Below are 23,638 nucleotides of genomic sequence, written 5' to 3' on the forward strand. Positions count from 1 at the left end.
GCGCGGTCATGGCGGAGTGCCCACTCAGCGGTTTTTGGCACGAATCCCGCAAAAAAGCGCAGTGACCGATGAAGGTCAATACTGAATAGACACGCTGTTGATCGACGAAACGGATTTTCCTGACCTTTAAGTCAGAAAACCATTGACCGAAAAGTCAGACCTGCTAAATTCGGTTCACGTCGGTTAACAACAATAATGAGTCTGCGAGGCCTTCCGTGATCCAGTTTTTACTTAACCAGGAACTCCGTAGCGAGCACGCCCTGGACCCGAATCTGACTGTGCTCAATTACCTGCGCGAACACGTAGGCAAGCCCGGCACCAAAGAAGGTTGCGCCAGTGGCGACTGCGGCGCCTGCACCGTGGTGGTTGGCGAGTTGCAGACCGATGACAGCGGGCGTGAGCAAATTCACTATCGCAGCCTCAATTCGTGCCTGACTTTCGTCTCGTCCTTGCACGGCAAGCAACTGATCAGCGTTGAAGACCTCAAGCACAAGGGCGAACTGCACAGCGTGCAGAAAGCCATGGTCGAGTGCCACGGTTCGCAGTGCGGCTTCTGCACCCCCGGTTTCGTAATGTCGTTGTTCGCCCTGCAAAAGAACAGCGACGCGCCGGATCAGGCCAAGGCTCACGAAGCGCTGGCCGGCAACCTCTGCCGCTGCACCGGCTACCGCCCTATTCTCGCCGCTGCCGAACAATCCTGCTGCGCCAAGCCAGCGGATCAGTTCGACGCCCGTGAAGCCGAAACCATTGCCCGCCTCAAGGCCATCGCGCCGACCGATATCGGCGAACTCAACAGCGGCGACAAGCGCTGCCTGGTGCCGCTGACCGTCGCTGACCTGGCCGATCTCTACGACGCTTATCCACAAGCGCGGCTGCTCGCCGGCGGCACCGATCTGGCGCTGGAAGTCACCCAGTTCCACCGCACTCTGCCGGTGATGATCTATGTCGGTAACGTCGCCGAAATGAAGCGCATCGAAACCTTCGATGACCGCATCGAAATCGGCGCCGCCACCGCCCTCTCCGACTGTTACGAAGCGTTGAATGCCGAATATCCGGACTTCGGCGAATTGCTGCACCGCTTCGCCTCGTTGCAGATCCGCAATCAAGGCACCCTCGGCGGCAACATCGGCAACGCCTCGCCGATCGGTGACTCGCCACCGCTGCTGATCGCCCTCGGCGCGCAGATCGTGCTGTGCAAAGGCGAAACCCGCCGCACCTTGAACCTGGAAGATTACTTCATCGACTACCGCGTCACCGCGCGCCAGGAAAGCGAATTCATCGAAAAAATCATCGTCCCGCGCGCCAGCGCCGAGCAGTTGTTCCGTGCCTATAAAGTGTCGAAGCGCTTGGATGACGACATCTCCGCCGTCTGCGCTGCCTTCAATCTGCGCGTGGAAAATGGCGTGATCAGCGACGCACGCGTGGCCTTCGGCGGCATGGCGGCGATTCCGAAACGCGCTGCGCACTGCGAAGCCGTGCTGCAAGGTGCACCGTTCAACAACGCGGTGATCGAACGCGCCTGCGCCGCGCTGGCCGAAGACTTCACGCCGCTCTCGGACTTCCGCGCCAGCAAGGAATATCGCCTGCTCAGCGCGCAGAACCTGCTGCGCAAATACTTCATCGAACTGCAAACACCGCACATCGAGACTCGGGTGACCGCTTATGTCTAATCATCACGCCGTAGAGAAGACCCAGGCTGAATTGGCCGAATTGTTCGCCAAGGATCTGACCACCGGTGTCGGCCGCAGCGTCAAGCACGACAGCGCCGCCAAGCATGTGTCCGGTGAAGCGCAGTACATCGATGATCGCCTGGAATTCCCCAACCAATTGCACCTGTATGCACGCCTGTCGGACCGCGCCCACGCGAAAATCCTCAGCATCGACACGTCGCCGTGCTACGCCTTCGAAGGCGTGCGCATTGTCATTACCCACGAAGACGTGCCGGGCCTGAAAGACATCGGCCCGCTGATGCCGGGCGACCCGCTGCTGGCCATCGATGACGTGCAGTTCGTCGGCCAGCCAGTGCTGGCGGTAGCGGCGAAAGACCTGGAAACCGCGCGCAAGGCAGCGATGGCGGCGATCATCGAATACGAAGATCTGGAACCGGTGCTCGACGTCGTCGAAGCCCTGCGCAAGCGCCATTTCGTGCTCGACAGCCACATCCATCAGCGCGGCGATTCGGCTTCGGCACTGGCCACGGCTGAACACCGCATTCAGGGCACGCTGCACATCGGCGGCCAGGAGCACTTCTATCTGGAGACACAAATCTCCTCGGTGATGCCTACTGAAGATGGCGGCATGATCGTCTACTGCTCGACGCAGAACCCGACCGAAGTGCAGAAACTGGTCGCCGAAGTGCTCGACGTGTCGATGAACAAGATCGTCGTCGACATGCGCCGCATGGGCGGTGGTTTTGGTGGCAAGGAAACCCAGGCCGCGAGCCCGGCGTGCCTGTGCGCGGTGGTCGCGCACCTCACCGGCCAGCCGACCAAGATGCGCCTGCCGCGGGTCGAAGACATGCTGATGACCGGCAAGCGCCACCCGTTCTACGTCGAGTACGACGTCGGCTTCGACAGCAGCGGCCGTCTGCACGGGATCAACATGGAGCTGGCCGGCAACTGCGGCTGCTCGCCGGACTTGTCCGCCTCGATCGTTGACCGCGCGATGTTCCACTCGGACAACTCTTACTATCTCGGCGATGCAACCATCAACGGTCACCGCTGCAAGACCAACACCGCCTCGAACACCGCTTACCGTGGCTTCGGTGGCCCGCAAGGCATGGTCGCCATCGAAGAAGTGATGGACGCGATTGCCCGGCACTTGAAGCTCGACCCGCTGGCGGTGCGCAAGGCCAACTACTACGGCAAGACCGAGCGCAACGTCACGCATTACTACCAGACCGTCGAGCACAACATGCTCGAAGAGATGACCGCCGAACTGGAAGAAAGCAGCCAGTACGCCGAGCGCCGCGAAGCGATCCGTCGCTACAACGCCAACAGCCCGATCCTGAAAAAAGGCCTGGCGCTGACCCCGGTGAAATTCGGCATTTCCTTCACCGCCAGTTTCCTCAATCAGGCCGGTGCGCTGATCCACATCTACACCGATGGCAGCATCCACCTGAACCACGGCGGCACGGAAATGGGTCAGGGCCTGAATACCAAAGTCGCCCAGGTCGTGGCGGAAGTGTTCCAGGTCGAAATCGATCGTGTGCAGATCACTGCGACCAACACCGACAAAGTGCCGAACACCTCTCCGACCGCTGCTTCCAGCGGCGCCGACCTGAACGGCAAAGCCGCGCAGAACGCAGCACAGACCATCAAGCAACGCCTGGTCGAATTCGCCGCGCGGCACTACAAAGTCAGCGAAGAAGACGTCGAATTCCGCAACGGCCACGTGCGGGTGCGCGAGCAGATTCTGACCTTCGAAGCGCTGATCCAACAGGCGTATTTCAATCAGGTCTCGCTGTCGAGCACTGGCTTCTACAAGACCCCGAAAATCTATTACGACCGCAGTCAGGCCCGTGGGCGTCCGTTCTATTACTTCGCTTTCGGCGCAGCCTGCTGCGAAGTGATCGTCGACACCCTGACCGGCGAGTACAAGATGCTGCGCACCGACATCCTGCACGACGTCGGCGCCTCGCTGAACCCGTCGATCGACATCGGTCAGGTCGAGGGCGGTTTCGTCCAGGGCATGGGCTGGCTGACCATGGAAGAGCTGGTCTGGAACAACAAAGGCAAGCTGATGACCAACGGCCCGGCCAGCTACAAGATCCCGGCGGTGGCGGACATGCCGCTGGATCTGCGGGTGAAACTGGTGGAAAACCGCAAGAACCCGGAAGACACAGTGTTCCATTCCAAAGCCGTCGGTGAACCGCCGTTCATGCTCGGCATCGCCGCGTGGTGCGCAATCAAGGACGCGGTTGCGAGCCTCGGGGATTATCAGCATCAGCCGAAGATCGATGCGCCGGCCACGCCGGAGCGGGTGTTGTGGGGCTGTGAGCAGATGCGCCAGCTCAAAGCGGTGAAAGCTGTCGAAGCTGAAACCGCGGTTGTTTGATGATCGTTCCCACGCTCTGCGTGGGAATGCAGCCCGCGACGCTCTGCGTCGCATCCTGAACAGCGGACGCGGAGCGTCCAGTGATGCATTCCCACGCAGAGCGTGGGAACGATCTGAGAGGTGTGTATGTACAACTGGATCGACGCCCTCGCCGACCTGCAGAATCAGGGCGAACCCTGTGTGCTGGTGACGATCATCGAAGAACTTGGCTCGACGCCACGCAATGCCGGCTCGAAAATGGTCGTCAGCGCCGACCGCCTGTTCGACACCATTGGTGGCGGGCATCTGGAATTCAAAGCCATGCAGATCGCCCGCGAGATGCTCGCCAGCGGCAAGCAGGACACCCATCTGGAGCGCTTCAGCCTCGGTGCCAGCCTCGGCCAGTGCTGCGGCGGCGCCACGGTGTTGCTGTTCGAACCGATGGGCCAGGTGCAGGCGCAGATTGCCGTGTTCGGTGCCGGGCACGTCGGTCGCGCCCTCGTGCCGCTGCTGGCCAGCCTGCCCTGCCGGGTGCGCTGGATCGATTCGCGCGAGGCCGAGTTCCCCGACCACATCCCCCACGGCGTGCGTAAAATCGTCAGCGAAGAGCCGGTGGATGAAGTCGATGACCTGCCCGCCGGCAGCTACTGCATCGTCATGACCCACAATCATCAGCTCGATCTGGAACTGACCGCGGCGATTCTCAAGCGCAACGATTTCACCTGGTTCGGCCTGATCGGCTCGAAAACCAAACGCGCCAAGTTCGAACACCGTCTGCGTGATCGTGGTTTCGACCCGAGCGTGGTGCAGCGCATGCGCTGCCCGATGGGCATCGGCGAAGTCAAAGGCAAATTGCCTGTGGAAATCGCCATTTCCATCGCCGGCGAAATCATCGCCACTTACAACGCCAATTTCGGCCAGCACAGCGCCCGCGCCGAACCGATTGCCCGATTGCTGCCCGCCTCGCGCCGCAGCCAGTCCGCCAAACTCAAAGCCTCAAACTGATTAGAGAACCCTCATGCCTCTGACTCGCAAAGCCTACCGCGCCGCCATTCTGCACAGCATTGCCGACCCTGCCGAAGTCGGCATCGAAGCCTCCTATGAATATTTCGAGGACGGCCTGCTGGTGGTCGACGACGGCAAGATCAGTGCCCTCGGCCACGCCAGCGAACTGCTGCCAACCCTGCCGGCAGATATCGAGATCAACCATTATCAGGATGCGCTGATCACACCGGGCTTTATCGACACACACATTCACCTGCCGCAGACCGGCATGGTCGGCTCCTACGGCGAGCAACTGCTCGACTGGCTGAACACCTACACCTTTCCCTGCGAAAGCCAGTTTGGTGATAAGGCTCACGCCGACGAAGTGGCCGATATTTTCATCAAGGAACTGCTGCGCAACGGCACCACCACGGCGCTGGTGTTCGGCAGCGTGCACCCGCAGTCAGTCAATTCGTTTTTCGAAGCGGCGGAAAAGCTAGATCTGCGCATGATCGCCGGCAAGGTGATGATGGACCGCAATGCCCCGGATTATCTGGTCGATACCGCCGAATCCAGCTACGTCGACAGCAAGGCGCTGATCGAGCGCTGGCACGGCAAGGGTCGCTTGCACTATGCGGTGACGCCGCGATTCGCCCCCACCAGCACCCCGGAACAACTGACCCTCGCCGGGCAATTGCTGACGGAATATCCGGATCTGTACATGCAGACCCACATCAGCGAAAACCTCAAGGAAATCGAGTGGGTCAAAGAGCTGTTCCCGGAGCGCAAGGGTTACCTCGACGTCTACGATCACTACCAGTTGCTTGGCGAACGCTCGGTATTCGCCCACGGCGTGCACCTGTGTGACGAAGAATGCGCGCGACTGGCGGAAACCGGCTCGGCGATCTCGTTCTGCCCGACCTCGAACCTGTTCCTCGGCAGCGGCCTGTTCAACCTGCCGATGGCGGAAAAGCACAAGCTCAATGTCGGCCTCGGCACCGACGTCGGCGGCGGTACCAGTTTCTCACTGCTGCAAACCCTCAACGAAGCCTACAAGGTCATGCAACTGCAGGGCGCGCGCCTGAGTCCGTTCAAATCGTTGTATCTGGCGACCCTCGGTGGTGCGCGGGCGCTGCGCCTGGAAGACAGGATCGGCAACCTGCAACCGGGCTCCGATGCCGACTTCCTGGTGCTGGATTACAACGCCACGCCGCTGCTGAGTTATCGCTTGAAGCAGTCGAATAACATTGCCGAGACGTTGTTTGTGTTGATGACCTTGGGCGATGACCGGACGGTGCAGCAGACTTACGCTGCGGGGACGCTGGTGCATCAGCGCTAACCTCTTCGCACTGATCGTTCCCACGCTCTGCGTGGGAATGCAGCCCGTGACGCTCCGCGTCACTGGACGCGGAGCGTCCCTAGAGACATTCCCACGCGGAGCGTGGGAACGATCATCCCCGGTGGTGTTTACCCCGGGGGATTTTTGTTGCCGGTCAGGTTGTCTTCGCGAGCAGGCTCGCTCCCACCTTTGAAATGCATTCCCCTGTGGGGGCGAGCCTGCTCGCGAAAGCCGCGACTCGGTTTCAGCTCAGAGTTTGGCGCTCGAGCGCCCCGGCTTCTTGGTCTGCAACAAATGCGAGAACACCGCATGCAGATCATCCGACGCGCCTTCCTCGTCGAGGTTGAGCTTGCTGTCGATGTGATCCATGTGATGCATCATCAGGTTCACCGCCAGTTCGCCGTCGCGCTTTTCGATGGCGTCGATCAACTGCGTGTGTTCGTCGTACGAACAATGCGAGCGGTTACCGCTTTCGTACTGGGCGATGATCAATGAAGTCTGCGACACCAGGCTGCGCTGGAAGCTGATCAACGGTGCGTTCATCGCCGCTTCCGCCAGTTTCAGGTGGAATTCGCCTGACAGACGAATACCGGCACCACGATCGCCACGGGAGAAGCTGTCGCGCTCGTCGTTGACCATCTGCCGCAGTTCGGCGATCTGCTCGGCAGTGGCATGTTGCACCGCCAGTTCAGTGATCGCCCGCTCGACCAGACGCCGTGCGAGAAACACCTGACGCGCCTCTTCAACGCTCGGGCTGGCCACCACGGCGCCACGGTTTGGCCGCAACAGCACCACGCCTTCATGGGCCAGACGCGACAGCGCGCGGCGAATGATGGTGCGGCTGACCCCGAAGATTTCCCCCAGCGCTTCTTCGCTCAACTTGGTACCGGGCGCCAGACGCTGTTCGAGGATGGCCTCGAAGATATGCGCGTAGACAATATCGTCCTGGGTTCCGCTGCGGCCGGCTTTGCCTGCTCGCGGTTGTTTCTTGAGGGGTTGCAACTGTTCGTTCATGGGCACTCGAATCGGGAAAACTGCGGCGAATAGACCGTGACTGTAATACGGCACAGTAGGTCGCTGGCAAGTATCGCGTAAAAAACAGCGCGATTGTACACAATGAATGGTGGCAACACGACTGTACGGCTGTTTGCGCCTGCGGCTGTATTGCAACGCTGGGTTACGTTTGAGTTTAGGCTTGATCGCAGAATCCGCTGCATGACCGCAATCCCTCGTGGGAGCGAGCCTGCTCGCGAAAGCCATTCCACATTCACTATGAATGTTGACTGACCTACCGCTTTCGCGAGCAGGCTCGCTCCCACAGAGGTTCTGTGTTGTGGCGGACATCTCCATTGCTATAAGGAACACCGCCGTCATGACCGACGCCACCCACGCCCGCCTGCGCCCTCTGGCCGACACTTCGCCTTCCGCCATCGTCGCCGGTTTCATCGCGATGATGACCGGTTACACCAGTTCGCTGGTGCTGATGTTCCAGGCCGGGCAAGCGGCCGGCCTGAGCAGCGGGCAGATTTCCTCGTGGATCTGGGCGATTTCGATCGGCATGGCAGTGTGTTCGATCGGCCTGTCGCTGCGCTATCGCACACCGATCACCATCGCCTGGTCGACCCCCGGCGCGGCGTTGCTGATCACCAGCCTGGGCGGCGTCAGTTACGGCGAGGCGATCGGCGCCTACATCACGTGCGCGGTGCTGGTGACGATCTGCGGCCTGACCGGCAGCTTCGAACGGCTGGTGAGAAAGATCCCGGCTTCTTTGGCGGCAGCTCTGCTGGCAGGGATTCTGTTCAAGATCGGCAGCGAAATCTTCGTCGCCGCGCAACACCGTACCGGGCTGGTGCTGGGGATGTTCTTCACCTATCTGCTGGTCAAGCGCCTGTCGCCACGCTATGCCGTGCTCGCGGCGCTGCTGATCGGCACTGCGCTGTCGGGCTTCATGGGGCTGCTGGATTTCAGCGGCTTTCACTTGGAAGTCGCCACCCCGGTCTGGACCACGCCGCACTTCTCTCTGGCCGCAACCATCAGTATCGGCATTCCGCTGTTCGTGGTGGCGATGACCTCGCAGAACATGCCCGGCATCGCCGTGCTGCGCGCCGATGGCTATAACGTCCCGGCCTCGCCACTGATCACCACCACCGGCATCGCCTCGCTGCTGTTGGCGCCGTTCGGCTCCCACGGCATCAACCTCGCAGCGATCAGCGCGGCGATCTGCACCGGCCCGCATGCCCATGAAGATCGCAACAAGCGCTACACCGCAGCGGTTTGGTGCGGGGTGTTCTACGGGATTGCCGGGGTCTTCGGCGCGACGTTGGCGGCATTGTTTGCGGCGTTGCCGAAAGAACTGGTGCTGTCGATTGCTGCGCTGGCGTTGTTCGGCTCGATCATCAATGGCTTGAGCATTGCCATGAGCGAGGTGAAGGAACGGGAAGCGGCGTTGATCACTTTCATGGTCACGGCGTCGGGGTTGACGCTGTTTTCCATTGGTTCGGCGTTTTGGGGGATTGTGGCGGGGGTTTTGACGCTGGTGATTTTGAATTGGCGCAGAGCTTAAGATCAAAAGCCCCTCACCCTAACCCTCTCCCAAAGGGAGAGGGGACTGACCCAGGTGCTCGGAAGATATACGCCGACGAGGGATACCAAGTCGAACTCACATCCCGAAAAGCCCACAAATCGGCCCCCTCTCCCTCGGGAGAGGGCTGGGGTGAGGGGCGAATCCACCACCAAACCCAAGCCGTACCACCCAAACACCAGACAAAAAAAACGGCGACCCTCAGGTCGCCGTTTTTTTCAGTATCACTTGGCCGCGTTGATCGGCTTTTCCGGATACCACACGTCCAGCAGCGGGCTGACTTCGTACTTGGTCAGCTCGGAGCGGTTTTTCAGCCAGGCTTCAACGGCAGCGCGCTGCTCTTCGTTGACCGAGCCACGCTTCTGCAGGCACACCAGACCGAAGTCGTCGCCGCCAACATAACCCAGACCGTTGGCTTCCATGGCTTCTTTGATGAATGCTTCGAGGAAAGCGTCAATGGCTTCTTCGGACAAGTCTTCTTTGAAGTCCAGGTTCAGTTCGAAACCCAGCTCTTGAAATTCATCAACGCACAGTTTTTTGCGCAGACGCTGGGAACGGTTAGTCGCCATTGGAACAATCCTCTTAAGTAATAACGGCCGGCACTTTACCAGTTTAAGCCGGCGATTGCCCGCCTCTCTGGCCACCACGGCCGACCGCCTGTAAAAAAATAAGCGATTGGCCGGTCGCGACACGGCACAAGCTGTTACAGCTTGGGGCATAATGCCGACACTTTCATGACCACTGAGGGCCTTTTCATCCATGTCCTCGTCTTTTTTCCCCTCTTTTGCAGGGTTTTATTGCATATGATCAAATCGTTGCGTCCACTGTTTCTCGCCGGCCTTCTTCTGCCTCTGGCCCTGCCTGTCTCCGCTGCCACCATCAACACTTCCCTCACCCCGAACGTCGAAAAAGCCCTCAAGGCCAGCAAGTTGCAGCCCACTGCGCTGTCGCTGGTGATGGTGCCGCTCGACGGTCCGGGCACGCCGACCGTGTTCAACGCCGACGTCTCGGTCAATCCGGCCTCGACAATGAAACTGGTCACCACTTACGCGGCGCTGGAAATGCTCGGCCCCAACCATCAGTGGAAAACCGAGTTCTACACCGACGGCGACCTGAACGGCGGCATTCTCAACGGCAATCTCTACCTCAAGGGTGGCGGTGACCCGAAGCTGAACATGGAGAAACTCTGGCTGTTGATGCGTGACTTGCGCGCCAACGGCGTGACCCAGATCACCGGCGATTTGATCCTCGACCGCAACTTCTTCGTGCAGCCGCAATTGCCGGAATTCAACGATGACGGCAACGACGACAACAAGCCGTTCCTGGTCAAACCCGACTCATTGCTGGTCAACCTCAAGGCCCTGCGCTTTGTTGCGCGCAATGACGGTGGCCGCGTACTGATTTCGGTTGAACCGCCGATTGCCAGCATCCGCATCGAAAACACCGTCAAAGCCCTGCCGTCCAAGCAATGCACCGGCGGCGTGCGCTACAACCCGGTGCCGCAGGCCGATGGCAGCGTGACCGTAACCGTCGGCGGCCAGTTGGGCGAAGGCTGCAGCTCGCAGACTTACCTGTCGCTGCTCGACCACGCGACCTACACCGCTGGCGCCGTGCGGGCGATCTGGAAGGAGCTGGGTGGCAGCATCCAGGGCAAGGATCGTCTGGCACCGACGCCGAGCGGCGCCAAACTGCTCGCCCGCGCGTACTCGCCGGATCTGGCCGAGATCATCCGCGACATCAACAAATACAGTAACAACACCATGGCCCAGCAGCTGTTCCTCAGTCTTGGCCAGCGTTTCCGCAACGATGCCGACGGTGACGACGCCCGGGCTGCGCAGCGCGTAGTGCGGCAGTGGCTGGCGAAGAAAGGCATCACCGCGCCGCATCTGGTGATGGAGAATGGCTCTGGTCTGTCGCGGGCCGAGCGGGTCAGTGCACGTGAGATGGCCAACATGCTGCAGGCCGCCTGGCACAGCCCGTACGCCGCCGAGTACATCAGCTCGCTGCCGATTGCCGGCACCGACGGCACCATGCGCAAACGTCTGAAAACCACGGCGATGCGCGGCGAAGCCCACGTCAAGACCGGCACCCTGAACACCGTGCGCGCGATCGCCGGTTTCAGCCGTGACGTGAATGGCAATACCTGGGCGGTGGTAGCGATCCTTAACGACAAGGCCCCGTTCGGCGCCTCGTCGGTACTCGATCAGGTGCTGCTGGATCTGTACAAACAGCCGAAACTGCCGCAGACCGCTTCGGTGCTCTAACGCAATCCAAGCCACATCACAAAACCCTGTGGGAGCTGGCTTGCCAGCGATAGCGGACTGTCAGTCACCGAATATGCTGACTGGAATGACCCTATCGCTGGCAAGCCAGCTCCCACAGGTTTGTGGTGTATCGAGCATCAGCGGCTCAGCTCATCTCCCGCTCAACCCGATCCCGGCCATTCTGCTTCGCTGCATAAACCCCTGAGTCGGCGCGCAGCAACAATGCATCTGCGCCCTCCCCCGGGCGCCAGCTGGCGATGCCGAAACTGGCGGTGACCAAGCCGACCACGTCCACCGGTGCGCTACGCAAACCTTCCCACAACTCCATCGCCAGCATGTAGGCGTGTTCGCCGTCGATATCCGGGCACAGCACCATGAACTCTTCACCGCCCAAACGGCAGAACACGTCGGTGCGGCGCAGGCGATGGCCGATCCGCTCGCAGACTGCTTGCAGCACGCGGTCGCCGACGGCGTGGCCGAACTGATCGTTGATGCGCTTGAAGTGGTCGATGTCGAGCATGATCACCGACAACTCGCCGCCGCCACGCTCGACCCGGGCCATTTCGGTGGTCAGGCGCTCCTGGAAATAGCGGCGGTTGTGAATGCCGGTCAGCGAGTCGGTGATCGACAACGCGCGCAATTCTTCTTCCACGCGCTTGAGATCGGAGATATCCGATATATAACCGTGCCACAGCACTCCGCCGCCCGGCAGCTCTTCCGGTGTCGCCTCGCCGCGCACCCAGCGCAGACCGCGCTCGGGCAGTTGCACGCGGTACTCCTCGCGCCAGGGGCTGAGATTTTCCGCCGATTCGCGGATCGAGCTGCGCACGCGAATCGCATCCTGCGGGTGGATACGACTGAAGATCGCCTCGGAGTCGAGCAGCAGCACATCCGGCTCCAGCTCGTAGATTTCGCGGATGCCATCGCTGGCGTAGATCACGCTGAAGCGTCCGTCGAATTCCATCTTGAATTGGTAGATGCCACCGGGAACATGGGCGCTGAGCTTCTTCAGCAATGTGTCGCGTGCTGCCAGCACCTCGTGCACGCGTTTGCGTTCGGTGATGTCGATGCAGATCGCCAGATGACCGACCCACAGGCCTTGTTCGTCAAGCACCGGGGTGGCGAGCATGTTCACCGGCAGGTGACTGCCATCGCTGCGCACCAGCGTCCATTCGCGTGCCTCGTGGCCGCCGACTTCGCCGCCCTCGACCAGCATCGCGTGGCAAGTCGGAATGCTTTTGCCGTAGCGCGCACTCAACTCGGCCGAACGCGCCGCCAGTTCCCGTGGCAAATGCAGGTTCTCCAGGGTCATGCGCCCAACGACTTCGGCGCTGCTGTAGCCGAGCATTTGCTCGGCGCCGGGGTTGAAGGTGTTGATCACCCCGCGCAGGTCGGTGGCAATGATCGCGACCTGAGTGGCGGCATTCAGCACGCCGCGCAACTGACCGTGGGTGCCGCGCAGTTCCTGCTCGCGCTCGTGCAATTCCTGGGTGCGCACCTCGACCAGGCGCACCGCGCGCTGGCGCTGGCTGACCAGCACGTAAAGCAAGGCGCTGAGCAGTGCGCTGAGCAAGCCGCCCAGAATGATCACGCTGCCCACCGACGAATGGTTGGCCTGCATGAAGGCGTAGCTTGGCAGGATATCGACCTGATAGTCGTGATCGGCCATGCGCAGCAAACGCGTCGCCGCCAGATCGCCGGGCACCGCCTCGTTGCTCGATTCGAACAGCGCCTCGTGCTGACCTTGGGTCGACAGGTCGAGAATGCGCACCGACAGGTAATCGTGCAGGGCATCGGGCAGTCCGTCGGCGAGCAACTGGCGCATGCTGATCACCGCCATCACATAGCCGAATGGCCGTGATTCTTCAGCGCGACTGACCGGCGCCAACAGCAACACCCCACGCGCGTACGACGGCTCAATCCCGACCAGATGCATAGGTTGCGACACCGCCATGCTGCCGATCTGGTCGGCGCGTTGCAGGGTTTCGCGGCGCAAGGGTTGGGCGAGCAAGTCGTAGCCCAGCGGTGGCGCCAGTCGGCTTTGGGTCTGCGTGTAGAGCACCGGCACGTATTCATCGCGCGGCGGCGCCAGTTGCAATTCGCCTTTGGCGTCCAGTTCGCGAATGGTGAACTCGCTCAGGCCTTCGTCACGCACCTGCTGTTCAAACGCGGCCCGTTCAGCACCGCTGACTCGCGGCGCGTAAGTGTAGGCTTGGGTGCGCAGCAATAAGGGTCGGGAGTACCCGTCGAATTCGGCGCGGGACACTGACTCGGAATTGGCGAAGAACCGCCGCAGACTATCGAGACGTTGCTCCTGGTCCTGAAAACGTTCGGCGATGCGGCTGTAGCGTTCGTTGGCCAGCAGTTGGAAACGCTGACGCGATTGTTGCTGAAACTGGTTGAAGGTGCCCCATGCGAGCAGCCCGGTGAGAATCCCGCCGGCAAGCAACACCAGCAAAGCGACCAGCCAGGCTGAGACGTCTTCACTGATGAAACCGAGGATTTTCGGGCGCACGGGGTGCAACGGCATAAGCACGACTCACTCCGCCAGATTTGCGGGAAAACCCCATTGGCGGTGTGTGAGTTATAGCTATTAGCCACTAATTTAGCCAGCACCGCTGGATCCACCGAGCCGTTAAAAATCAAGGCTCTGTGGATCCAACCAGTGAAAGCGTCAACGAGCCGTGATTTTCCAGGCGCGGTGGATCTTGGTATTGCGGGCGAAATCCGGATCAATGGTCTGCGCGCTGATTTCCTCGACCGCATAACGCTCGGCGAGGTTTTCCTCCAACTGGAACTTGCGGAAGTTGTTGGAGAAATACAGCACGCCACCCGGTGCCAGCCGCGCCATCGCCAAGTCGATCAACTGCACCTGATCGCGCTGCACATCGAAGATGCCTTCCATGCGCTTGGAGTTGGAGAACGTCGGCGGGTCGATGAAGATCAGGTCGTATTCGTCACGGCTGCTTTCCAGCCACGCCATCACATCGCCCTGCTCCAGACGGTTCTTGTCCGAGAAACCGTTCAACGACAGGTTGCGCCGCGCCCAGTCCAGATAGGTTTTCGACAGGTCGACGCTGGTGGTGCTGCGCGCGCCGCCCTTGGCCGCGTGCACGCTGGCGGTCGCGGTGTAGCAGAACAGATTGAGGAAGCGTTTGCCGGCCGCCTCTTTCTGAATGCGCATGCGCATCGGCCGGTGATCGAGGAACAGACCGGTGTCGAGGTAGTCGGTGAGGTTGACCAGCAACTTCACGCCACCCTCATTGACCTCGACGAACTTGCCCTGCGCCGCCTGACGCTCGTACTGCTTGGTGCCGCTCTGCCGCTCGCGGCGCTTGACCACCACGCGGTTCTTGTCGACGTTTAACGCCTGCGGAATGGCCGCCAGCGCATCGAACATGCGCGCCGAGGCTTTTTCCGGGTCGATGGATTTCGGCGCGGCGTATTCCTGAACGTGCACCCAGTCGTGGTACAGGTCGATGGCCATCGCGTATTCCGGCATGTCGGCATCATAGACGCGGTAGCAATCGATGCCTTCGCGCTTGACCCACTTGCCCATCGCCTTGAGATTTTTCTGCAAGCGATTGGCAAACATCTGCCCGCCTTCGCTCAGGCGCGGCTGCTCGATCACTGGCGCCGGGGCTGGCGTCGGCTTGATCGGGTTGCCGTTCTTGTTGAACTTGCGCTCTTGCGGCTCGTCCGGGGTCTGATCGTAAGCCGCTTGCTCGCGCTCGGCCTGACGCTGTTCCGGGGTGCGACGTTCGCCAGTGACGAACTGATCCGGCAGAACCTTGATCAGCAGCAGTTTGCACGGCAGCGCGCCGTTCCAGAACGAATACTGTTTGTGGCTGCGGATACCCATGCGCTTGCCCAGATCCGGGGCGCCGGTGAACACCGCCGCTTCCCAGTTCAGGCAGGCCTGACGCAGACGCTCGCCCAGATTCTGATAGAGATAGAGCAGGCTGGCTTCGTCACCGAGACGCTCGCCGTACGGCGGGTTGCAGATCACCAGGCCTTTCTGGTTCTGATCCGGGCGCGGCTCGAAGGTCGCCACTTCGCCCTGGTAGATCTTGATCCACTCGCTGAGGCCGGCGCGCTCAACGTTGTTGCGGCCCGGCTGAATCAATCGTGGATCGGCTTCGTAACCGCGAATCCACAGCGGCGGTTTGCCCAGACCGGCGGCGGCACGCTCGACGGCTTCTTCGTGGAGTTTTTTCCACAGTGCCGGCACGTGACCGAGCCACGCGGTAAAGCCCCACTGCTCGCGACGCAGGTTCGGCGCCATGTCGGCGGCAATCATCCCGGCTTCGACGAGGAACGTACCGACACCGCACATCGGGTCAGCCAGCGCGCCGCCTTCGGCAGCAATACGCGGCCAGCCGGAACGAATGAGGATTGCCGCCGCGAGGTTTTCCTTCAGCGGCGCCGCGCCCTGCTGCAAGCGATAGCCGCGCTGGTGCAGGCTGTGGCCGGAGAGGTCGAGGGACAGAATCGCTTCGCCGCGATCCAGACGCAGGTGAATGCGCAGGTCCGGGTTGAGTTTGTCGATGGATGGACGATCGCCCTGCGGCGTGCGCAGTTTGTCGACGATGGCGTCTTTGACTTTCAGCGCGCCGAAATGGGTGTTGTCGATGCCCGAGCCGTGGCCGCTGAATTCAACGGCCAGGGTGCCGTCGCTGAGCATGTGATCCTGCCAGTCGATGTCGAGCACGCCGTGGTAGAGGTCTTCGGCGTCCTTCATCGGGAAACGCTTGAGCACCAGCAACACACGGTTGGCCAGACGCGACCAGAGGCACAGGCGATAGGCGGTTTCCATGGTCGCCATGCCACGCACGGCGGAGGTGTGCTCGCGCGCTTCTTCAAGGCCAAGCCCGACGGCTTCCTCGATGAGCAGGCCTTCAAGGCCTTTGGGGCAAGTGAGGAAGAGTTCGAAACGATCGGACATGGTAATTCCAGAGCCTTTGGCTAGTGGGCCGGCAACGCATTGCCGACCCGGTTTTCAATCAGGCGCTTTTCTGAAAGAGCGCCCGCGTGGCACGAAGGTGTGCCGTTCCATCCCCGCTGCTCGGGTTAAAAGAGCTTAGATGCCGGGACAGATAAAAAAGTTGGTGCAACAAAAAGACTGAAAGCGACCCTTCGTCGAATATTACCCAAGCGCAAACGTGGGTCATTCTCACTAAAGGATTAACCCCCTGAGTCAGCGGGGCGCCGATCATACCGGGGTTTGCGCATTGAACGTTGAATAAATACGCGGTTACTTATCGCCATAGCATCCTTTACGTTACGTGCTTATGACAAAACGATCATTCCCTCTATGTGACTCATTGGTTAGAACTGAGCACAGGTTGACGTCGCAACGGCGTCAACACCTTGGCTCGCCACGCCGGCAGCGAGCCGCACGATGGCAGGTTTTTTCTGCCAGACCTCAATTGAGGTCAACGCGACACTACAGTCAACAAGTGAGGGAAACACCCTATGAGAAGACTTAAGCGTGATCCGTTGGAAAGAGCATTTTTGCGCGGATATCAATATGGCGTTGGTGGCAAATCCCGTGAGCTTTGCCCATTTACTCTACCGTCGGTACGTCAAGCCTGGATCAACGGCTGGCGAGAAGGACGCGGCGACAACTGGGACGGTATGACCGGCACTGCGGGAATCCACAGACTCAACGAACTTCACGCCGTCGGCTGACACAGGGCATTTATTCCGACACGACAATCTGAATTTGCAATGAATTAACCACGCACGTCCTTCCCGGACGGCGGGCTACGGCCCAGGGGCTCCTTCGAGGAGCCCTTTTTAATGCCTGCAAAAAGGGTTAACCGGTTCCACGTGGCGAGGGGATTTATCCCCGCTCGGCTGCGCAGAAGTCGCGAAGTCCGAACTTCAATTTACCCGGCATATCAATGTGCAAGGTTTGGGGCTGCTGGGCAGCCCAGCGGGGATAAATCCCCTCGCCACAAAGGCCCCCCAACGCCTCGGCAATCCTCAGCGCAACGCGGCGATGGCGTCTACCGATTCACGAATCAGCGCCGGGCCTTTGTAGATGAAGCCCGAATAGATCTGCACCAGGCTTGCACCGGCAGTGATCTTCTCCGCCGCGTGCTTGCCTTCGGTAATCCCGCCCGCAGCAATGATCGGCAAACGCCCGGCCAATTCGCCCGCCAGCACTTTCACGGTATGGGTGCTCTTCTCACGCACCGGCGCGCCGGACAGACCGCCCGCCTCGTCGCCGTGCTCCATGCCTTCGACGCCGACACGGCTCAAAGTCGTATTGGTGGCGATGACCGCGTCCATGCCGGTTTCGATCAATGCCTGGGCAACCTGCGCAGTCTCTTCGTCGGTCATGTCCGGCGCGATCTTGATCGCCAGCGGCACATGCTTGCCGTGACGCAGGGCCAGTTCGGCGCGACGGGTGGCCAGATCAGCGAGCAATTGCTTGAGCGAGTCACCGAACTGCAGGCTGCGCAGGCCCGGGGTGTTTGGCGAGCTGACGTTGACGGTGACGTAGCTGGCGTGGGCGTAAACCTTGTCCAGGCAGATCAGGTAATCGTCGACCGCACGCTCGACCGGGGTATCGAAGTTCTTGCCGATGTTGATGCCCAGCACGCCTTGGTATTTTGCCGCAGCGACCCGCGCCAGCAGGTTATCCACACCGAGGTTGTTGAAGCCCATACGGTTGATGATCGCCTCGGCTTCCGGCAGGCGGAAGATCCGTGGTTTCGGGTTACCCGGCTGCGGACGCGGGGTAACGGTGCCGATTTCGACAAAACCGAAACCCAGTTGCGCAAAGCCGTCGATGGCCGCGCCGTTCTTGTCCAGACCTGCCGCCAGCCCCACCGGGTTCGGGAATTCGAGCCCCATGACGGTCACCGGCATCTTCGCTGGCGCCTTGCACAGCAAGCCGTTGAGGCCCAAACGTCCACCCGCGCCGATCAGATCCAGCGACAGATCGTGGGAGGTTTCCGGGGAAAGTTTGAACAACAGCTGACGGGCCAGGGTGTACATGGGCGGCAATGACTCGGGCGGCGAAAAGAGGCGGCGATTATAGCCGGGCATCGTCCCCCGGCGCGAGGCGCCTGCGCGAATCAGGCGACTGGCATATGCCTTGCACCACCCCGCTCATCAGTCTGCCGACCAATGACGGCGCGCAGGCCAGGACAATGGCGTCGTCCCCGGGTTTTGCCTGCGCAGAATCCGGGACGACGTTTTTTTTGAGGTAGCGTATGAACGAAACGTCCTTGGGGCCTCTGGCCTGGGTCAATGGCAGCGATGCGCCGGAAAAGAGCGCGATCGATCTAGGCTTCATGGCGCTGAGCGACTGCGCCTCGGTGGTGGTCGCCGCCACCCAGGGCTTCGCCCAGCCCTACGGCCTGACCCTGAACCTCAAGCGTCAGGCGTCATGGGCCAACTTGCGCGACAAACTGGTCAGCGGCGAACTGGATGCCGCGCACAGCCTGTACGGGCTGATTTATGCGGTGCACCTGGGCATCGGCGGCGTCGCCCCGACCGACATGGCGGTGCTGATGGGCCTGAACCAGAATGGCCAGAGCCTGAACCTGTCCCATGGTTTGCAACAGGCTGGCGTGAACAGTCCTGAAGCGCTCGATCGGTATGTGCACCAAAGCCGCGCAAAACTGACCTTCGCCCAGACCTTCCCCACCGGCACCCATGCGATGTGGCTTTATTACTGGCTGGCGAGCCAGGGCATTCATCCGTTGCAAGACGTCGACAGCGTGGTCGTGCCGCCGCCGCAAATGGTCGCGCACCTGCAAGCCGGGCGCATCGACGGCTTTTGCGTCGGCGAACCGTGGGCGGCCAGCGCCGTGCAGCAGAATCTCGGTTTCACCCTGGCGACCAGCCAGAGCATCTGGCCCGACCACCCGGAAAAAGTCCTCGGCTGCACCCGCGAATTCGTCGAGCAATATCCCAACACCGCGCGGGCGCTGGTCATGGCCATTCTTGAGGCCAGCCGCTTCATCGAAGAAAGCCCGGAAAACCGCCGCAGCACCGCGCAATTGCTCAGCGCTGCGGAGTACCTCGACACCCCCGCCGCGTGCATCGAGCCGCGTTTCATGGGGGATTACGCCGACGGCCTCGGCAATCGCTGGCAGGATCCGCATGCGCTGCGTTTTCATGGCGATGGCGAGGTCAATCTGCCCTACCTTTCCGACGGCATGTGGTTCATGACCCAGTTCCGTCGCTGGGGTCTGTTGCGCGAGGATCCGGATTATCTGGCCGTCGCCCGCCAGGTTCAGCGTCTGGATCTGTACCGCGAGGCAGCGAGCGCTGTCGGTATTGCGGCTTCGCACGCCGACCTGCGCAGCAGCCAGTTGCTCGACGGCAAGGTCTGGGACGGCAGCGATCCGGCGGGCTATGCGCGCAGTTTCAAGCTGCACGCGTTGAACGACGATGCACCCCTTCTCGCCCGCCGCTGACAGGAGACCGCGAACATGTTGCGCATTCTGCTGATCAACGACACCGCAAAAAAAGTCGGACGCCTGAAAGCGGCGCTGACCGAGGCCGGCTTCGAAGTGATCGACGAGTCCGGCCTGACCATCGACCTCCCCGCGCGCGTCGAAACGGTGCGCCCGGACGTGATCCTGATCGATACCGAGTCACCGAGCCGCGATGTCATGGAGCAAGTGGTGCTGGTCAGCCGCGACCAGCCCCGGCCGATCGTGATGTTTACCGACGAACATGACCCGGGGGTGATGCGTCAGGCGATCAAGTCCGGGGTCAGTGCCTACATCGTCGAAGGCATTCACGCACAACGGTTGCAGCCGATTCTCGATGTGGCGATGGCGCGCTTTGAGAGTGACCAGGCCCTGCGCGCGCAGTTGCAGGCCCGTGACCAGCAACTGGCCGAGCGCAAGCGCATTGAACTGGCCAAGGGTTTATTGATGAAGATGAAGGATTGCAACGAGGAAGAGGCCTATACGCTGATGCGCCGCCAGGCTATGAGCCGCCAGCAGAAGCTGATTCAGGTGGCGGAGCAGATCATTGCCATGAGTGAGTTGCTGGGCTGAAATCTTCGCTGCAAATCAAGAGCCCCCTCACCCTAGCCCTCTCCCGGAGGGAGAGGGGACCGACCGCGTTGTCTTGCGCTGTCCGCCGACCTGAACGACCGAGTCGATTATGGATTCACTCGAAATCGTTCAGATCGGCAAATGACTCGGCCATCCCCCGCTCGGTTCCCTCTCCCTCTGGGAGAGGGCTAGGGTGAGGGGCTTTTGCTTTTCAGCTGTTGGCACAAATCTCGCTAAGTAAACCGCACAGGTAACCAACGGCGGTTGCCCCACCTACGACAAAGACGTCGCTCACCCCGTTCGCCCCTCGGCGAATCAGGTAGCGGCGTTTTTGCGTTTTGGCCCCACAGAGCGGGGCCGGTGGTGCGGCCGTGAGGCGCTCCACCTGCTGTGCATGACTCCTTTCGAGACTCTTTTCAGCCGAGGTGCGCGATGAATTCAAGCTTCTGGAAATCCGGCCATACCCCGACCCTGTTCGCGGCCTTCCTGTATTTCGACCTGAGCTTCATGGTCTGGTACCTGCTCGGCCCGCTGGCGGTGCAGATTGCCGCCGACCTGCACCTGACCACCCAGCAGCGCGGCCTCGTCGTCGCCACGCCGATTCTCGCCGGCGCGGTGTTGCGCTTCGCCATGGGCATGCTCGCTGATCGCTTGTCGCCGAAGACCGCCGGACTGATCGGCCAGGTCATCGTCATCTGCGCGCTGTTCGGCGCCTGGAAACTCGGCATCCACAGTTATGAACAGGCGCTGATCCTCGGCCTGTTCCTCGGCATGGCCGGCGCGTCGTTCGCCGTGGCGCTGCCGCTGGCCTCGCAGTGGTACCCGCCAGAGCACCAAGGCAAAGCCATGGGCATCGCCGGTGCGGGCAACTCCGGCACCGTGTTCGCCGCGCTGCTGGCGCCAGTGATTGCCGCCGCGTTCGGCTGGAGCAATGTCTTCGGTTTCGCCCTGATCCCGCTGGTTTTGACCTTGGTGCTGTTCGCCCTGTTGGCAAAAAATGCCCCGCAGCGGCCAAAACCGAAAGCCATGGCCGACTACTTCAAGGCCCTCGGTGATCGCGACAGCTGGTGGTTCATGTTTTTCTACAGCGTCACCTTCGGCGGCTTCATCGGCCTGGCCAGCGCCCTGCCCGGTTACTTCAACGATCAATACGGTCTGAGCCCGGTGACCGCCGGCTACTACACCGCTGCCTGCGTGTTCGGCGGCAGCCTGATGCGGCCGCTGGGTGGCGCGCTGGCCGATCGTTTCGGCGGCATCCGCACTTTGCTGGCGATGTACACCGTCGCTGCCATCTGCATCGCAGCGGTGGGCTTCAATCTGCCAAGTTCCTACGCCGCGCTGGCGCTTTTCGTCTGCACCATGCTCGGCTTGGGCGCCGGCAACGGTGCGGTTTTCCAACTGGTGCCGCAGCGCTTTCGTCTGGAGATCGGCGTGATGACCGGGCTGATCGGCATGGCCGGCGGTATCGGCGGCTTCGCCCTCGCGGCCGGTATGGGCGCGATCAAGCAAAGCACCGGCAGTTATCAACTGGCGCTGTGGTTGTTCGCCAGCCTTGGTGTGTTGGCTTGGTTTGGCCTGCACGGCGTCAAGCGTCGCTGGAGAACCACCTGGGGTTCGGCGGCGGTAACGGCGGCGCGGGTCTGAGGCCTCGATGGCCCTGCAACTGAGTTTCGCCGAAGCCAGTGCCACCGGCCCGCGCGCGGAGAATCAGGACGCCCTGCGTTCGGTGACACCGGCGCCGGCACTGGCGCTGAGCAAGGGCTTTCTATTCGCCATCGCCGACGGCGTCAGCCAGTGCGCCGATGGCGGCCTCGCCGCGCGTTCGACCTTGCAGGCGCTGGCAATGGACTACTACGCGACGCCGGAAACCTGGAGCGTGGCCCAGGCGCTGGATCGCCTGCTGCTCGCGCAAAATCGCTGGCTGCAGGCCAACGGCGGTGGACAACCGCTGCTGACCACGGTCAGCGCGCTGGTGATGCGCGGTCGACGCTTCACCCTCGCCCACGTCGGCGATTGCCGGGTCTATCGCTGGCACGCCGAGCGCTTGCAGCGCATCAGCGAGGATCACGTTTGGGAGCAACCGGGCATGCAACACGTGCTCAAGCGTGCGCTCGGGCTCGATCAACATCTGGTGCTGGATTTCCTCGACGGCGAACTGCGTGAGGGCGAAAGCTTCGTTCTGCTCAGCGACGGCGTCTGGTCGACCCTGGGCGATACCGCGATCGCGGCGATTCTGCGCGATCAAGCGGATCTGCCCAGCGCGGCGCAAACCTTGGTCAACGCCGCGCATCTGGCCGGCAGTCAGGACAACGCCAGTGCCCTGCTGGTGCGCGTCGATGCGCTGGGCGAAGCGAGCATCGGCGATGCGCTGGTGCAATTGCAGCAATGGCCACTGCCGCCAACGCTGAAACCCGGGCAAGCGTTTGAAGGCTGGCAGGTGCAAGGCATCATCGGCCAGAGCCAGCAATCATTGCTGTATCGCGTGCTCGATAGTCAGGGCCAGCCTTGGCTATTGAAGACCTTGCCGGCGCGGCTCGCCGACGACCCGCAGGCCGGGCAGGCGCTGCTGTCGGAAGAATGGTTCCTCAAGCGCGTGGCCGGCCGGCATTTTCCGCAAATCCATGCCTGCACTCAGCGTCAGCATTTGTACTACGTGATGCGCGAATACGCCGGGACGACGCTGGCCGACGTGTTTCAACACAACGGCCCGTTGCCTTTGGCGCAGTGGCAGGACATCGCCGAGCGGCTGTTGCGCGCGGTCGGGCTGCTGCATCGACGGCAGATTCTGCACCGCGACATCAAACCGGAAAACCTGCTGCTAGGTGACGACGGCGAGCTGCGCCTGCTGGATTTCGGCTTGGCTTATTGCTCGGGACTGTCGGAGGACGCGCCGTCGACCCTGCCGGGAACGCCTGGTTTCATCGCCCCGGAAGCGTTTCGCGGCGAACCACCGAGTGCGCAGCAGGATTTGTATTCAGTCGGTGTCACTCTCTATTACCTGCTCACCGGGCATTTTCCCTATGGCGAAATCGAAGCGTTTCAGCGGCCCCGATTCGGCGTGCCGGTGAGTGCCAGTCGCTATCGCCCGGACTTGCCGGAATGGCTGGCGCAAAGTCTGGAACGTGGCGTTGCCGCCGATCCGCAACAACGCTTTGAAACCGCCGAAGAGTGGCTGCTGGTGCTGGAACAGGGTGAGCGGCAAAGTTTGAGTGTGCGGCCCCGGCCTTTGTTGGAACGGGAGCCGTTGAAGGTCTGGCGGACCATGGCGTTGGTGGCGTTGCTGGGGAATGTGGTGCTGCTGGTTTTGTTGTTTCATGGCTGAACCGCGCCGCGCCATTCGCGAGCAAGCTCGCTCCCACAGGGCATTTGTGAACACCACAGCCCCCTGTGGGAGCGAGCTTGCTCG

At 61.5% G+C, this 23,638-nt stretch carries 16 protein-coding genes; 11 read left to right on the plus strand and 5 right to left on the minus strand.

What is annotated here, in order from left to right; translation table 11 throughout:
* The first annotated feature begins 215 nt into the window (after positions 1-215).
* From xdhA to guaD, 4 genes are all read left to right on the plus strand, one after another.
* Positions 216-1,670, plus strand: a complete 1,455-nt coding sequence (xdhA, locus tag OC605_RS11980; RefSeq protein WP_262137328.1) for a xanthine dehydrogenase small subunit — start codon at positions 216-218, stop codon at positions 1,668-1,670.
* Positions 1,663-4,056 (plus strand): xanthine dehydrogenase molybdopterin binding subunit, encoded by a 2,394-nt coding sequence (gene xdhB / locus OC605_RS11985; RefSeq protein ID WP_262137330.1) that lies wholly within the window; start codon positions 1,663-1,665, stop codon positions 4,054-4,056. Before xdhA ends, xdhB begins: the two co-directional genes overlap by 8 nt.
* Before the next feature lie 126 nt (positions 4,057-4,182).
* Entirely contained in the window at positions 4,183-5,040 is an 858-nt protein-coding gene (gene xdhC, locus OC605_RS11990) for a xanthine dehydrogenase accessory protein XdhC (protein ID WP_110601347.1), read from the plus strand.
* Positions 5,041-5,053: 13 nt separating this feature from the next.
* Positions 5,054-6,358, plus strand: coding sequence for a guanine deaminase (gene guaD, locus OC605_RS11995; protein WP_197892681.1), 1,305 nt, complete (start codon positions 5,054-5,056; stop codon positions 6,356-6,358).
* 249 nt (positions 6,359-6,607) lie between these two features.
* On the opposite strand, the gene OC605_RS12000 is transcribed toward guaD, so the two are convergent.
* Positions 6,608-7,372 (minus strand): GntR family transcriptional regulator, encoded by a 765-nt coding sequence (locus OC605_RS12000; protein ID WP_039763010.1) that lies wholly within the window; start codon positions 7,370-7,372, stop codon positions 6,608-6,610.
* A gap of 358 nt (positions 7,373-7,730) precedes the next feature.
* On the opposite strand from OC605_RS12000, the gene OC605_RS12005 reads away from it, so the two are divergent.
* Positions 7,731-8,921: a benzoate/H(+) symporter BenE family transporter gene (locus OC605_RS12005; RefSeq protein ID WP_262137335.1), complete on the plus strand. Its 1,191-nt coding sequence runs from the start codon at positions 7,731-7,733 to the stop codon at positions 8,919-8,921.
* A 242-nt stretch (positions 8,922-9,163) separates the two neighbouring features.
* Here OC605_RS12005 and OC605_RS12010 read toward each other — a convergent pair whose 3' ends face one another.
* The gene (locus OC605_RS12010; RefSeq protein ID WP_016773843.1) at positions 9,164-9,508 is read right to left on the minus strand and encodes a YggL family protein; all 345 of its coding nucleotides are present in this window, start codon (positions 9,506-9,508) and stop codon (positions 9,164-9,166) included.
* A 234-nt stretch (positions 9,509-9,742) separates the two neighbouring features.
* Between OC605_RS12010 and dacB the strand changes: the two genes are divergently transcribed.
* Positions 9,743-11,203, plus strand: a complete 1,461-nt coding sequence (gene dacB / locus OC605_RS12015) for a D-alanyl-D-alanine carboxypeptidase/D-alanyl-D-alanine-endopeptidase (RefSeq protein ID WP_073473982.1) — start codon at positions 9,743-9,745, stop codon at positions 11,201-11,203.
* A 145-nt stretch (positions 11,204-11,348) separates the two neighbouring features.
* Here dacB and OC605_RS12020 read toward each other — a convergent pair whose 3' ends face one another.
* The gene (locus OC605_RS12020) at positions 11,349-13,733 is read right to left on the minus strand and encodes a diguanylate cyclase (RefSeq protein WP_262137337.1); all 2,385 of its coding nucleotides are present in this window, start codon (positions 13,731-13,733) and stop codon (positions 11,349-11,351) included.
* 144 nt (positions 13,734-13,877) lie between these two features.
* Positions 13,878-16,148, minus strand: a complete 2,271-nt coding sequence (gene rlmKL / locus OC605_RS12025; protein WP_262137339.1) for a bifunctional 23S rRNA (guanine(2069)-N(7))-methyltransferase RlmK/23S rRNA (guanine(2445)-N(2))-methyltransferase RlmL — start codon at positions 16,146-16,148, stop codon at positions 13,878-13,880.
* A gap of 530 nt (positions 16,149-16,678) precedes the next feature.
* Between rlmKL and rmf the strand changes: the two genes are divergently transcribed.
* Positions 16,679-16,894 carry a ribosome modulation factor gene (rmf, locus tag OC605_RS12030; protein WP_003223300.1) on the plus strand — a complete coding sequence of 72 codons (216 nt, stop codon included), beginning with the start codon at positions 16,679-16,681 and terminating at the stop codon, positions 16,892-16,894.
* A gap of 297 nt (positions 16,895-17,191) precedes the next feature.
* Here the strand turns inward: rmf and OC605_RS12035 are convergent, their stop codons facing one another.
* A complete protein-coding gene (locus OC605_RS12035) occupies positions 17,192-18,211 on the minus strand; it encodes a quinone-dependent dihydroorotate dehydrogenase (RefSeq protein ID WP_071171588.1) in 1,020 nt (339 codons plus the stop codon).
* A 218-nt stretch (positions 18,212-18,429) separates the two neighbouring features.
* On the opposite strand from OC605_RS12035, the gene OC605_RS12040 reads away from it, so the two are divergent.
* The 4 genes from OC605_RS12040 to OC605_RS12055 all read left to right on the plus strand — a co-directional run bounded on the left by OC605_RS12040 (position 18,430) and on the right by OC605_RS12055 (position 23,554).
* Positions 18,430-19,641, plus strand: a complete 1,212-nt coding sequence (locus tag OC605_RS12040; protein ID WP_262137341.1) for a CmpA/NrtA family ABC transporter substrate-binding protein — start codon at positions 18,430-18,432, stop codon at positions 19,639-19,641.
* A 15-nt stretch (positions 19,642-19,656) separates the two neighbouring features.
* Positions 19,657-20,232 carry an ANTAR domain-containing response regulator gene (locus tag OC605_RS12045; protein ID WP_007916390.1) on the plus strand — a complete coding sequence of 192 codons (576 nt, stop codon included), beginning with the start codon at positions 19,657-19,659 and terminating at the stop codon, positions 20,230-20,232.
* 432 nt (positions 20,233-20,664) lie between these two features.
* On the plus strand, positions 20,665-21,876 hold the full coding sequence (locus OC605_RS12050) for a nitrate/nitrite transporter (RefSeq protein WP_016773839.1): 1,212 nt from the start codon (positions 20,665-20,667) through the stop codon (positions 21,874-21,876).
* 7 nt (positions 21,877-21,883) lie between these two features.
* Positions 21,884-23,554 carry a bifunctional protein-serine/threonine kinase/phosphatase gene (locus OC605_RS12055; RefSeq protein ID WP_262137343.1) on the plus strand — a complete coding sequence of 557 codons (1,671 nt, stop codon included), beginning with the start codon at positions 21,884-21,886 and terminating at the stop codon, positions 23,552-23,554.
* Positions 23,555-23,638: the final 84 nt, after the last annotated feature.

This window comes from Pseudomonas sp. Marseille-Q5117 (genome assembly GCF_946901175.1).
GTDB lineage: Bacteria > Pseudomonadota > Gammaproteobacteria > Pseudomonadales > Pseudomonadaceae > Aquipseudomonas > Aquipseudomonas iranensis.